The sequence below is a fragment of the Cupriavidus cauae genome, assembly GCF_008632125.1.
Classification (GTDB): Bacteria; Pseudomonadota; Gammaproteobacteria; order Burkholderiales; family Burkholderiaceae; genus Cupriavidus; species Cupriavidus cauae.
Genome location: NZ_VWRN01000043.1, coordinates 1 through 12,155 on the forward strand (window position 1 = coordinate 1; position 12,155 = coordinate 12,155).

11 protein-coding genes are annotated in these 12,155 nt (G+C 68.2%); 3 read left to right on the forward strand and 8 right to left on the reverse strand.

Annotated features, from left to right (window positions below):
- From F1599_RS15725 to F1599_RS15745, 5 genes are all read right to left on the reverse strand, one after another.
- Positions 1-1,008, reverse strand: a 1,008-nt coding sequence (locus F1599_RS15725) for a methyl-accepting chemotaxis protein (protein ID WP_190286368.1), incomplete at its 3' end; no start/stop codon positions are given.
- Between the two features lie 248 nt (positions 1,009-1,256).
- Positions 1,257-2,912, reverse strand: a complete 1,656-nt coding sequence (locus F1599_RS15730; protein ID WP_150083703.1) for a methyl-accepting chemotaxis protein — start codon at positions 2,910-2,912, stop codon at positions 1,257-1,259.
- Between the two features lie 37 nt (positions 2,913-2,949).
- A complete protein-coding gene (locus tag F1599_RS15735; protein WP_149320209.1) occupies positions 2,950-3,432 on the reverse strand; it encodes a chemotaxis protein CheW in 483 nt (160 codons plus the stop codon).
- A 198-nt stretch (positions 3,433-3,630) separates the two neighbouring features.
- Positions 3,631-4,026, reverse strand: a complete 396-nt coding sequence (locus F1599_RS15740; protein ID WP_149320208.1) for a response regulator — start codon at positions 4,024-4,026, stop codon at positions 3,631-3,633.
- A 420-nt stretch (positions 4,027-4,446) separates the two neighbouring features.
- Positions 4,447-6,390, reverse strand: coding sequence for a putative bifunctional diguanylate cyclase/phosphodiesterase (locus F1599_RS15745; protein WP_150083704.1), 1,944 nt, complete (start codon positions 6,388-6,390; stop codon positions 4,447-4,449).
- Between the two features lie 796 nt (positions 6,391-7,186).
- Here F1599_RS15745 and F1599_RS15750 point away from each other — a divergent pair.
- Entirely contained in the window at positions 7,187-7,492 is a 306-nt protein-coding gene (locus F1599_RS15750; RefSeq protein ID WP_149320206.1) for an H-NS histone family protein, read from the forward strand.
- A 209-nt stretch (positions 7,493-7,701) separates the two neighbouring features.
- On the opposite strand, the gene galE is transcribed toward F1599_RS15750, so the two are convergent.
- The gene (gene galE / locus F1599_RS15755) at positions 7,702-8,721 is read right to left on the reverse strand and encodes a UDP-glucose 4-epimerase GalE (protein WP_149320205.1); all 1,020 of its coding nucleotides are present in this window, start codon (positions 8,719-8,721) and stop codon (positions 7,702-7,704) included.
- 56 nt (positions 8,722-8,777) lie between these two features.
- A complete protein-coding gene (locus F1599_RS15760; protein WP_223819674.1) occupies positions 8,778-9,800 on the reverse strand; it encodes a tyrosine-type recombinase/integrase in 1,023 nt (340 codons plus the stop codon).
- 242 nt (positions 9,801-10,042) lie between these two features.
- Between F1599_RS15760 and F1599_RS15765 the strand changes: the two genes are divergently transcribed.
- Positions 10,043-11,032 (forward strand): NAD(P)H-dependent flavin oxidoreductase, encoded by a 990-nt coding sequence (locus tag F1599_RS15765; RefSeq protein ID WP_149320204.1) that lies wholly within the window; start codon positions 10,043-10,045, stop codon positions 11,030-11,032.
- A gap of 28 nt (positions 11,033-11,060) precedes the next feature.
- Here the strand turns inward: F1599_RS15765 and F1599_RS15770 are convergent, their stop codons facing one another.
- Entirely contained in the window at positions 11,061-11,603 is a 543-nt protein-coding gene (locus F1599_RS15770; protein WP_149320203.1) for a PadR family transcriptional regulator, read from the reverse strand.
- A gap of 220 nt (positions 11,604-11,823) precedes the next feature.
- Between F1599_RS15770 and F1599_RS15775 the strand changes: the two genes are divergently transcribed.
- Positions 11,824-12,048, forward strand: coding sequence for a hypothetical protein (locus F1599_RS15775; protein WP_149320202.1), 225 nt, complete (start codon positions 11,824-11,826; stop codon positions 12,046-12,048).
- The last annotated feature ends 107 nt before the right edge of the window (positions 12,049-12,155 follow it).

The following is a 12,155-nucleotide window of genomic DNA, read 5'->3' on the forward strand; positions in this document are numbered from 1 at the left end:
GGCCGCCAGCCCGCTGGCCTGGCGTGCGTTGTCGGCGTTCTGGCGCACCGTGCCGGTCAGCTCTTCCATGCTCGACGCCGTCTCTTCCAGCGAGGCCGCCTGCTGCTCGGTGCGCTGCGACAGGTCGCTGTTGCCCGCGGCGATTTCACGCGAGGCCGCGGCGATCGACTCGGCCGCCGTCTTGAACTCCTGCACCATGCCCGACAGTTGCAGCTGCATCTGCTTCATCGCGTACAGCATGCTGCCGCGGTCGCCGGCGCGCAGCTTGATCTCGGTCGAGAAGTCGCCGTCGGCGATACGCGACGCGATCGAGGCCGCGTAGGCCGGCTCGCCGCCCAGCTGGCGCGACAGCGCGCGGGCCAGGAACACGCCGAGCAGCAGCGACACCGCCAGTCCGCCCAGCACCAGCGCCAGCATCCACAGGCGCGAGCTTTCGTAGACCCCCTGGGCCTCTTCCATGTTGGCGCGGGCACCGGCGTCGCGGCGCTTGACCATGTTGAACATCAGCTCTTCGATCGCATGGCCATCCTTGAGCAGGGCCGTGCTTTCCTCGAAGACCTGGCTCTCGAACTGCGAGGTATCGAGCGGCTGGCGCGAGACCAGCTCGACATACTTGCCCATGCGGTCACGGTATGCCGGCAGCAGCGTGTCGAACTGCTTGAGCAGCGCCTGGCCCTGCTCGGTCTGGAACGAGTTGCGCGCCTGCTTGATGCGCTCGTCGACCACGCCGAACGACTTCTCGATCAGCGTCTTCTCGGTCGTGCGTTCGCCCATCGTCGAGGCCGACAGCAGCGCGATCTGCGCGCGGCTGGCGTACAGCAGGTTGATGTTGGCGTCCTGCACGGCCTTGAGCGCCTGCAGGTCGTTGTTGTAGATCCGGCTGGTCCACTCGGTCATCCGGCCCATATTGACCACCCCCAGCAGGCCCATCGCCATGCCGATGACGGAAACGATCAGAAAGCCGACGACCAGCTTCGTCGCGACTCGCAGTTGCTTGAACCATTGCATGAGAACTACCTCTTCTTCTGGATGACCGTCCGGCCGGATTGCGGCGCCGATCGTCGGGGATCGGGCGCCGCGCTTACCGGCTTCGTTGTAATGCCGGGCGATGCTGCTGTCCGTGCTTCGATTGGGGCCGAGCCCTCTTGGGTCCGGCCTCCCTGTCCATCAATTACCCATCAAATACCTGTCAAGCGCCCATCACCTGCGCATCCCGCGCGCATCGACTGCCTGCCCGATGGGCATCGGCCGGGCGCTTACGCGCGCGCCAGCCGCGGCGCCTCGGCCGGCTGCGCCGACGCAGCACGCGAACGCATCGGACGGGGCTCGGCCTTCAGGCTGACGCGGAACACCGCCACCGCGTCGCGCAGCCGCGCGGCCTGGTCTTCCAGCGAGCCGGCCGCGGCGGCGGCCTGCTCGACCAGCGCCGCGTTCTGCTGCGTGACCTCGTCCATCTGCGCCACTGCCTGGTTCACCTGCTCGATGCCCGAGCTCTGCTCGGCCGACGCCGCGCTGATCTCGCCCATGATGTCCGTCACGCGCTTGACCGCCTGCACGATCTCGCCCATCGTCTGCCCGGCCTGGCCCACCAGCGCCGAGCCGTTGTCCACCCGCGCCACCGTATCGCCGATCAGGCCCTTGATCTCCTTGGCCGCGTTGGCACTGCGCTGCGCCAGGCTGCGCACCTCGCCGGCCACCACCGCGAAGCCGCGGCCCTGCTCGCCGGCTCGCGCCGCTTCCACCGCCGCGTTCAGCGCCAGGATGTTGGTCTGGAACGCGATGCCCTCGATCACGCCGATGATGTCGACGATCTTCTTCGAGGCGCCGTTGATCTCGTCCATGGTCTGCACCACGCGGCCCACCACCTCGCCGCCCTTGACCGCGGTCTCGGAGGCATTGGCCGCCAGCCCGCTGGCCTGGCGTGCGTTGTCGGCGTTCTGGCGCACCGTGCCGGTCAGCTCTTCCATGCTCGACGCCGTCTCTTCCAGCGAGGCCGCCTGCTGCTCGGTGCGCTGCGACAGGTCGTTGTTGCCCGCGGCTACCTGGCGTGTCGCCGTGGCGATCGCGCTCATGCCTTCCTGGATTTCATGAACGACGGACAGCAGGCTGCGCTGCATGGTCTGCATCGCCCTGGCGAGCGCGCCGATCTCGTCGTTGCTGGAGAACTCGTAGCGGGTGGCCAGGTCGCCTGCGCCCAGGCGCAGCGCGAAGTCCAGCATCTCGCGCATCGGCCGATGCACCATGGCCAGCAGCGCCGCGCCGGTGGCCATCGCCGACAGGCCGGCCAGCACGAAGCCGCCCCACAGCCACGACCGCAGTGCCGCGCGCGTCTGCGGTTCGGCCAGCAGTTCGAAGGCGACCAGCGCGGCGAGGAACCATGCCAGGCCCACGCCCTGCGACAGCATGATGCGGCCGCGCAAACCCAGCCGGCGCAGGCCGTCGATCCAGCCCAGCGGCCCGCGGCGGACCACCACGCCCTCGCGGATGCGGATGCCGCCGGCGTTGCCCGAGCGGATGCGCGCATACGCGGCCTGCGCCGCCTCGATCTGCTCGGCGCTCGCCATCGACCGCACCGAGGTATAGCCGACGGTGTGGCCGTCGACGCGGGTCGGCGTCACCGTCGCGCTGACCCAGTAGTAGTCGCCGTTCTTGCGGCGGTTCTTGACCAGCCCGACCCACGAGCGGCCCGCCTGCAGCGTGCGCCACAGATCCTCGAAGGCCTCGGGCGGCATGTCGGGATGGCGCACCAGGTTGTGCGGCGCGCCGAGCAGTTCCTCGGCGGTGAAACCGCTGACCTCGATGAACGCGCGGTTGGCGAAGGTGATGCGGCCCTTCAGGTCGGTGCGCGAGATCAGGTAATCGTTCGGCGCGAGCTTGTATTCGCGCGCGGTGACAGGCTGGTTGTTTCTCATGACGTGGTGCTGCTGGAATTCGTTCGGGGCGCGCGCCTCAGGCCGCCGCGGCGGCTTCGATCGCGGCCAGTTCCTCGGTCGCCAGCAGCTTCTCGATATCGACCAGGATCAGCATGCGGTCCTCGATGGAGCCCAGGCCGCGGATGTATTCGGTGTCGAGGTTGCCGGAGAACTGCGGAGTAGGCTTGATCTGGGCGGGGGTCAGCGTCAGCACGTCGGAGACGCCGTCGACGACGATGCCGGTGGTCCGATGGTTCAGGTCGACGATGATGACGACCGTGTACTGGTCGTAGCTGATCTTCTGCTGCTGGAATTTGATGCGCAGGTCGACGATCGGCACGATGATGCCGCGCAGGTTGATCACGCCCTTCAGATAGGCCGGCGCGTTGGCGATCTGCGTGACCGCCTCGTAGCCGCGGATTTCCTGCACCTTGAGGATGTCGACGCCGTATTCCTCGCGACCCAGCGTGAAGGCGAGAAACTCCTCGCCGCTTCCTTCGGTCTTGCTGCTGAGATTCATCTTGCGCTCCCGCTCCCCGGTTGTGGCCGTCGTTGCACGCTGGCGGAGTGCACCCCAACCGGCCCGACTGCCTTTTTTGGCGACTGCAACTGCATGGCGATGGCGCGGCCACTGGCCGCGCCCGCGAACGGCGCGCCTCGCCCCTTGCTGGTTATCGGCAGTTCCGATGCGCGGCTGAAGGGTCGGAAGCGGCCGGCATTACCCCTCTTCGGAGGGGGATAGCAGCGCGGCGACCGACTGCATCAGCTGGTCGGGATCGAAGGGCTTGGGCAGGAAGCCGCTGGCGCCGGCCTCGCGGGCCTGGGCGCGGATCTGGCCGTCGGCCTCGGTCGTCAGCATCAGGATCGGCATCGCGGCATAGCGCGGCGTGGCGCGCAGCCGGCGGATCAGCGTCAGGCCGTCCATGCCGGGCATCACCTGGTCGGTGACCAGCATGCCGAACGGCTGCGCCTGCGGTGCGGCCTCGGCCGCCGCGTGCGCCTCGTCGCCGTCGGCTGCCTCGGCGACGTCGTAGCCGCCGGCGCGCAGGCAGGCGGCGATCATGCGACGCAGGGAAGGCGAATCGTCGACGACAAGAATGCGTTGAGCTGGCATGGCGGCTACCTCGAAACGGCGGCGGATCGGCCGGCAGGCGGCGTGGGGCGATCCGTGTTCTGTGCTGGTCGGCGCCGGCCCCTGCCGGCGCATCGCTGCGGCGCGTGCCGCCATATCGGACCGGAATCGGTCCCATACCGCGACGCTGTGCGCCAATCAGGCTTATCGGCGGGCGGGCGTGCTTCCTTTAGCGGGTGTGTTGCGGGGGCAAGGCGTTCACGGCGCGAAGCGTTGAGTGGCGCGGCGGGTAATCGGCGCGCGCGTTCAGCGGGGCGGGGGGTTGTCGGCGCGGGCGGTCAGCGGGGCGGAGCGTTGTCGGCGCGGGCTCAGCGGGGCGGAGCGTTGTCGGCGCGGACGCTCAGCGGGGCGGAGGGTTGTCGGCGCGGACGTTCAGCGGGGCGGGGGTTGTCGCGCTGCCGGTCAGCGGCGGGGGCTGGACAGCAGGTCGGCGAAGCCGCTCGCTTCCATCGGACGGGCCAGCAGATAACCCTGGACTTCGTCGCAGCCCATGCGCGCCAGGATGTCGAGCTGGGCCTGCGATTCGACGCCTTCGGCCACCACGCGCATGCGCAGCTCGTGCGCCAGCGCCACCATCGAACCGACGATGGCGCGGCCCTGCGGGTCCGACTCCAGGCCGCCGATCAGCGTACGGTCGATCTTCAGTGTGCCGACCCGCAGCCGTTTCAGATAGCCCAGGCTGGAATAGCCGCTGCCGAAGTCGTCCAGCGCGACGTGGATGCCGAGCGCCTGCAGTTCGGCCAGCGTCTCCAGCGATTGCGCGATGTCCTTCATCGCCGCCGTCTCGGTGATCTCGAGCGTGACGGCCGACGGCGGAATGTCGTGCTGGTGGATCTGCTCGAGCAGGTACTGCGGGAAATCGCGGCTGGCAAAACGCAGCCCGGACACGTTGATGGCAACCGGCACCACCGGCAGGCCGGCGTCCTGCCACTCGCGCACCTGGCGGCAGACACTGGCGATGACCCAGTCGTCGAGCTTGTCGATCTGCCCGGACTGCTCGGCCACCATGATGAATTCGGCCGGATTGACCGCGCCGAGCGTCGGATGGCGCCAGCGGCAGAGCGCCTCGGCGCCCACCACCGTGCGCGCGTCGACGTCGAACTTGGGCTGGTATTCGAGCGACAGGCCGTCGTCCTGGATCGCCAGCCAGAGATCGCGGCGGATCACGCGCATGCGGCGCGCGCGCTCTCCCGCCGCGGAATTGAAGGTGCGCACCTGGTTCGAGCCGGACTCGCGCGCCTCGGACAGGCTGACGCGCGCGGCCTGCATCAGCGCCTCCGAGCTCTGCGCGTCGCGCGGATAGACCGCGATGCCGATATTGACGCCGATCTGCATCTGCAGGCCGCGCGCGGTGACGAACTCGGAGATCGAAGCCAGCACGCGCGAGCCGAGCTCGTGCGCGCGATTGGAGTTCAGCAGCGCCGGTACGCCGACCGCGAACTCGTCGCGGGCCAGCCGGGCCAGGAAGTCGTGCGGTTCGAGCGCGGCCTGGGCCAGCACGCTGGCGTCCTGCGCCAGGATGTCGTCGGCGCGCACCTCGAATACCTCGTCGACCTCGCGGAAGTCGGCAATATGGATCAGCAGCACGGCGCAACTGGTCTCGGCCAGGCGCGCATGCGCGATCGACTGGTCGAGCCAGCGCGCGAACGCGGCGCGATCGGGCACGTCGGTGGCCACGCTGTATTCGCCGACCGTCGCCTGGCCGCGCCCCACGGGGCGGACCGTCAGCCGGCCGGGGATGCGGCCATTGAGCCGGCGCACGATCCGCGTGGGCAATCCCGGCGGCGCGCTGCTGCGCTCGCCGTCGGGTTCGCCGGACTCGTTCAGCAGGACGTCGCGCTCGCGCTGCGGCGCCTGGCGGCGCTCCGACAGCCACAACAGCGCGAATGCCGCCGTGCCGAGCACGGCCAGGCCGAGGCCGAACCACGCCGGATGCAGCAGATTCATCGCCTCGATGCAGGCGGTGCGCGAGCTGGAACCGCCGCACTGGTGACCGAGCCCGATCCCGGCCGCGGCGATCACGCCGGCGCCGGCGAGCGTCGCCAGCATCGCGGCACCGCGCCAATACGCCAGCGCGCGGTGCAGCCATTGCGCCAGCACCGTCGTGGCGATACCGCCGACCAGTGCGGCCAGCGCCTGCGACCACTCCGCCGATCCCCGCACCGAACCGGACAGCAGCACGACCCAGGCCGGCAGGCCGACCGACGCCTGCGACATCAGTCCCGCGGTCAGGGCCATCATGCGGCCGGGCCATCCCGCTCCATCGCGGCCGCGGCCGGTAGCGCGAAGGCCGAGGCCGACGGCGATGCCGAGCAGGATGGCGAGCAGCAGAACGCTAAAACTCATATCGAAGGGGGCGCTGCGGAATGCGTGTGGGTGGTGCCGTCAGGCTCCGGCCGGGAGGCCGGTGACGGAAACCCCGCGGTATTGCGGAACCGCGTGAAGCGCGGCAAATCTTGGTGCGGGACCCGGGCGCACGGCCGGCGCGCCGGCTGCGATCGGCGGTCGGCTCGACACCGCCCGGGACGTTAGCACAGCCGCCACGCGTAGTGCACGCAGCGTCACCTTATTGCAACGAGAGCCGCCTCGCGGAGTCGCCCGAAGCCCGGCTTCGCCGGCGCTGGCGGCAGGCCGCGCGGAGGCAATCGACGACGAAGACAAGACAAAGCGGCACAAGGACATGGGACGACTCGGATCGATCAGTAGCGGCGGACAGCCCGCCAACACGCCGGGCGACAGCCCATGCTGAGGGGATATCGACCGCTGGCGGGGATTACTTGAATCGGGGAATGGCCGTGGCGGCACCCGCAGGGATGCGGCACGCGACGCGCCAGGGCATGGAAACCCAACCACCACAACATCGCATCCGTTTTACCGCGCCATATTGCTCAAAACGAAAGCGGCAAGCGAAAGACCCGAAGCAAACGCCTCCACCAAGGCGGGCCAGCCACGCGGCAAACATGCGGAAATACGATCAAGACGGCTGGCGGTGACAGAGTGACCTCGAAAAAGTTCACCTTGAAAGGTTTCGTGATCGATTTTGTCAAAAATCGGTTTCAACCTGCGCCGGCATTTGCATCGCTAACGCAGGCCGTTATAATTCATGCCGTTCATCTCGCCCACCGTAATCAGAGGTCTCAAAATGGCAACCTATCAGGAAATCGTTCAGAAAATCAACGAATTGCAGAAGCAAGCCGAAGAGATCAAGGCACGAGAGCAAGCTGCGGTAATCGACGATATCCGCAAGAAAATCGAAGAATATGGCTTGACCGCAGAAGATCTGGGTTTTGGCAGCAAGGCGGTACCCAGCAAGAAAACCGCGCGCAAGGTGCCGGTCCGTTACCGCGACAGCGCCGGCAATACCTGGACCGGCCGCGGCAAGCGCCCGGGCTGGCTGACCCAGGCGCTGGCCTCCGGTAAATCGATCGACGACTTCCTGGTGCGATAAACGCAGCGCCTGCCGGGCGCCTCTCGGCGTCGCCGCGCCAGAGCGGAAGTCCTCACCGGGTTTCCCGGCAGCCGTGCGCAATAAAAAACCGGGCCCCTTCCCTTGGGGCCCGGTTTTTTATGGTCACGACAATCCGCCAATCGCGGCGCGCCGGGCGAACGTCGGTGTCCGTGGCCACCGTCGCCGCCATCGACCATCGCGATCGTGAATCAGGACGCAAACCCCAACGGATTCATCGACTGCCAGCGCCACGAATCCGCGCACATCCGGTCCAGGTCATGGCGTGCCTGCCAGCCGAGCAGGCGCTGCGCCAATGCCGGATCCGCGTAGCACGAGGCAATATCGCCGGGGCGGCGCGCGACGATTTCATAGGGAATCGGTTTGCCGCTCGCGCGCCGATACGCCTCCACCACCTCCAGCACGCTATAACCGCGGCCGGTTCCCAGATTGACCGTCATCCCCTCGCCGCGCTCGTTCAAATAACGCAGCGCCGCCAGATGGCCGTCGGCCAGGTCGCAGACGTGAATGTAGTCGCGCACCCCGGTGCCATCCGCGGTCGGATAGTCACCGCCGAACACCATCAGGCGCTCCCGGCGGCCGGCCGCCACCTGAGCCACATAGGGCATCAGATTGTTCGGCACGCCGCCCGGATCCTCGCCGATCAGGCCGCTTTCGTGTGCGCCGACCGGATTGAAATAGCGCAGATAGGCAATTCGCCAGTGCGGATCGGCGCGCTCGAGGTCGCGCAGGATCTGCTCGCCCATCAGCTTGGTCTGCCCGTAGGGATTGGTCGCCGACAGCGGAAATTCCTCGCGGATCGGCACCGTATGCGGATTGCCGTAGACAGTGGCCGAGGAACTGAATACCAGCGTCTTGACGTCGGCCGCCTGCATCGCCGCGCACAGCGTCAGCAGGCCGTTCAGATTGTTGTCGTAGTAGGCGAGCGGCTGCGCCACCGATTCGCCGACCGCCTTGAGCGCGGCGAAATGGATCGCGCCGCCGATCTTGCGCTCGGCGAACAGGCGGTCCAGCAGCGCGCGATCGCGCACGTCGCCCTCGACGAACTCCGGCGTCTTGCCGGAAATGGTGGCGATCCGTTCGACCACCGCGCGATTGCTGTTCGACAGGTTGTCCAGGCCGACCACGTCGTAGCCGGCCGCGAGCAGTGCAACCCAGGTATGCGAAGCGATATAGCCGGTGGCACCGGTCAGCAGCAGAGTGTCTGGCATCGTGAACTTGATCGATTGAGAAGGCGGACGGCGCCGGGCCGCCACGGTCAGGGGCGTTATGGTAACCCGGCCGGCGATTCGGCCCCGGCAGCGGCGGCGAGCTGGCCGCTGCGGGCCTGCCAGGCGGTGTAGGCGGCGTGCAGCCGCCAGCCGGACTCCAGATCGCGCATGCCCAGATACTGGGCGACTGCCGCCGGCTCGGCGCCGGCCTCGAAATGCAGCGCGCCATAGGTATTGCGCAGCGTCTGCGGCGAGGCGCGCTCGGTGCGCCCGGCCAGCACGCCGGCCTCGTCCAGCAGCTGCTCGACCCGGCGATATAACGAGGCCGCGTGCAACGGCCGCCCGGCCGGCAGTGCGGGGAACACCAGCGTGCCCAGCGTGCCGGCCAACGCGCGTACCGCCAGCCAGGCCAGCAGCGGCCGGCGGGCGAAGTCGAACACGGGGGCGCGATAGGTACGGCCGTTGTCGGTCCGGGTCAGGCGCAGTTCGCTGGCGTCGGCCGCGATGCTGTCGAGCCGCAGCGCGCGCACCTCACCGACCTTGAGGCCGGCGCCCAGCATCGCGGCGACCACGGCGATGTCGCGCGCGCGTTTCCAGGCGGTCGGGCTCGGCGTGGCATCGGGGTCCGGCAGCGTGACCGGTGCCAGTACCCGCGCCACCAGGGCATCGCATTCGGCGGGCAGCAGGAATGGCGTCGGATCGTTGTCGCCGTCGGCCAGATGGGCGCGCACCGCCTGGCTGCCGGGGTTATGCAGGCCCGCCTGCTGCAACGACAGGTAATGAAAGACGCGCTCGATCAGCCGCGTATAGCGATAGCGATGGCGTTTATGCAGCCCTTCCGCATCGAGAAAGGCGCCGATCTGCGCCGCCGACCACGACAGCGGCGCGACGCCATGCTCGCGCGACCAGCGCAGCAGCTTGCCCCACATCGCGCGATAGACCACCGCGGTGCCATGGCCGAAGCCATGGACGGCCAGCCAGCCGTCGAAGGCGCGTTCGGGATCGGCATGCCAGTCCGCCAGATTGCCTTCGAACAGATCGCGGCCCGTTCCGGCGGCCGGTCTAGGATCGTCGCTCACCTGCACTCCTGCTGATTCATTGGGCACATTGTAGACAAGGCTCCACCGCGCCCCCATCGCGCGGATGCGGGGCACCGTACGGTAATCGCCCGGCGGAAGCGTCACAGCGTGAGGTCGGAACCGCAACTGCTATTGAAAGCGCGCGAAGGCCATGCTAACTTTCGGCTCACTATGCAACTGGTTGCATAAACACCCGCATATCCATCCGCCGTTTCAACCCACTCATTCGAACCGAGGCCGCCATGTCCCTTCCTCCGCTCCTGCAACGCCTGCGCCTGCCGGTGGTGTGCTCGCCGCTGTTCATCATCTCCAACCCCGATCTGGTGATCGCACAGTGCAAGGCCGGCGTGGTCGGCTCCTTCCCGGCGCTGAACGCGCGGCCGGCCTCGCTGCTGGAGGAATGGCTGGACCGCATCACCACGGAGCTGGCCGAGCACGACGCGAAGCATCCGGACCGCCCGTCGGCGCCGTTCGCCGTCAACCAGATCGTCCACAAGTCGAACGACCGGCTCGAGCACGACCTGGAACTGTGCGTGCGCTACAAGGTGCCGATCGTGATCACCTCGCTGGGCGCGCGCGTCGAGGTCAACCAGGCGGTGCACTCGTACGGCGGCATCGTGCTGCACGACATCATCAACAACACGTTTGCCCACAAGGCGATCGACAAGGGCGCCGACGGACTGATCGCCGTGGCAGCGGGCGCCGGCGGCCATGCCGGCACGCAGTCGCCGTTCGCCCTGCTGCATGAGATCCGGGAGTGGTTCGACGGCCCGCTGCTGCTGTCGGGCGCGATCGCCAGCGGCAACGGCATCCTGGCGGCCCAGGCCGCCGGCGCCGACCTGGCATATATCGGCTCGGCGTTTATCGCGACCGAGGAAGCCAACGCGCAGCCAGCCTACAAGCAGATGATCGTGGACAGCACCGCCGGCGATATCGTCTATTCGAACCTGTTCACCGGCGTGCATGGCAACTATCTGCGCCAAAGCATCGTCAACGCCGGCCTCGATCCGGAAGCCCTGCCCGCCTCCGATCCGACCGCGATGAACTTCGGCTCGAACCGCGTCAAGCCGTGGAAGGACATCTGGGGCGCCGGCCAGGGTGTCGGCGCGATCAAGCGCGTGGTACCCGCCGCCGACCTGGTGGACCGCTTCGCCGAGGAATACGCGCTGGCCCGCCGCCGGCTCGGGCTGGCGGAGGCCGGCGCTGCGGCGAGCGTGCGGGACCTGGTGTAACGAAGAAACGAAGCGCCGCCGGGGCGGGTTACCGTCCGCCCTCCGGCTCCAGCAGCGGCAGCACCGCCGTGCCCCACGCCACCCAATCCTCCTCGTAGCGGATCCCGCGCCGCAGCAGCGCATGCCGCAGCTGTTGCGCGCGATCCGGTCGCGGGTCGGCGAAGTCGCGCTGCTCGATCGCGCGGTAGGTCGCCAGGCGCTCCTCGTGCAGCGCGATCATGCGCCGCATCTCGTCGCCCAGGCCGAGCGGGCCGGCCACCGCGTCGGCGCGCAGCTTGACCAGGATCTCGTCGCGCTGGTCCAGCCCGGCCGTCGGCGACAACACCCAGCGCACCAGCTCCTCCCGCCCCGCCGGCAGCACGCGATAGACCTTCTTGCGGCTGCGCGCATCCCCTTCGTCATCCTGCGCGGCGATCCAGCCGCGTTCGGCCATGCGGCCCAGCTCGCGATAGATCTGCTGGTGGGTGGCATGCCAGAAATAGCCGATCGACTTGTCGAAGCGCCGCGCCAGTTCGTAGCCTGACGAGGGCTTCTCCATCAACGAGGTCAGAAGGGCGTGCTGGATCGACATGCGGGCGACGGGGCGGGAGGCACGCCGGGGAGGCGCGCAAAGCACCAATGGTAGCGCAATGAGGCGGCGTGCAAGCCATCGGCTGGGCCTTGCACCCTATTGCTCGCAATATGACAAATCGAGCCGGTGGCTAGGCCAGAATTAAAAAAGGCGAAATAGCTATTCAGCGGGCGCTGCAATACATTGGAAACAAAGTCGCATTCGATCAGGAACAGCCGCCATGCCCGGACCGTACGATCTCGCCGAGGAGCGCGATATCCCATGGGAAGGCGACGGACCCTCCGCAGTGGAAGGCCGGTCCGCCGGCGCCCAGTCCAGCGCCATTTACTACCGCCTGCCGGACACCCCGGTGGGCCATCACATCAAGGAGTATCCCAGCGGGCTACGCCAGTTGGTCCGCTTTGTCGGCGTCGAGGAGCAGGTGGTCAAGGTCAGCCTGAACTGAGGCGCGGCCCCGTCGCCAGACCCTCCGCATACTCGATGCCCCGCGCCGAGGCAGCCGCTGCCGCGGCGCCCACGATGTCTCCTCCTGCCCGGGTGGGCCGGAACTGA

Bases quoted from the DNA above. Each gene is read 5' to 3' on its own strand.
- F1599_RS15730 (WP_150083703.1), bottom strand. From the start codon at position 2,912: ATGAGAAACAACCAGCCTGTCACCGCGCGCGAATACAAGCTCGCGCCG.
- F1599_RS15735 (WP_149320209.1), bottom strand. From the start codon at position 3,432: ATGAATCTCAGCAGCAAGACCGAAGGAAGCGGCGAGGAGTTTCTCGCC.
- F1599_RS15740 (WP_149320208.1), bottom strand. From the start codon at position 4,026: ATGCCAGCTCAACGCATTCTTGTCGTCGACGATTCGCCTTCCCTGCGT.
- F1599_RS15745 (WP_150083704.1), bottom strand. From the start codon at position 6,390: ATGAGTTTTAGCGTTCTGCTGCTCGCCATCCTGCTCGGCATCGCCGTC.
- F1599_RS15750 (WP_149320206.1), top strand. From the start codon at position 7,187: ATGGCAACCTATCAGGAAATCGTTCAGAAAATCAACGAATTGCAGAAG.
- galE (WP_149320205.1), bottom strand. From the start codon at position 8,721: ATGCCAGACACTCTGCTGCTGACCGGTGCCACCGGCTATATCGCTTCG.
- F1599_RS15765 (WP_149320204.1), top strand. From the start codon at position 10,043: ATGTCCCTTCCTCCGCTCCTGCAACGCCTGCGCCTGCCGGTGGTGTGC.
- F1599_RS15770 (WP_149320203.1), bottom strand. From the start codon at position 11,603: ATGTCGATCCAGCACGCCCTTCTGACCTCGTTGATGGAGAAGCCCTCG.
- F1599_RS15775 (WP_149320202.1), top strand. From the start codon at position 11,824: ATGCCCGGACCGTACGATCTCGCCGAGGAGCGCGATATCCCATGGGAA.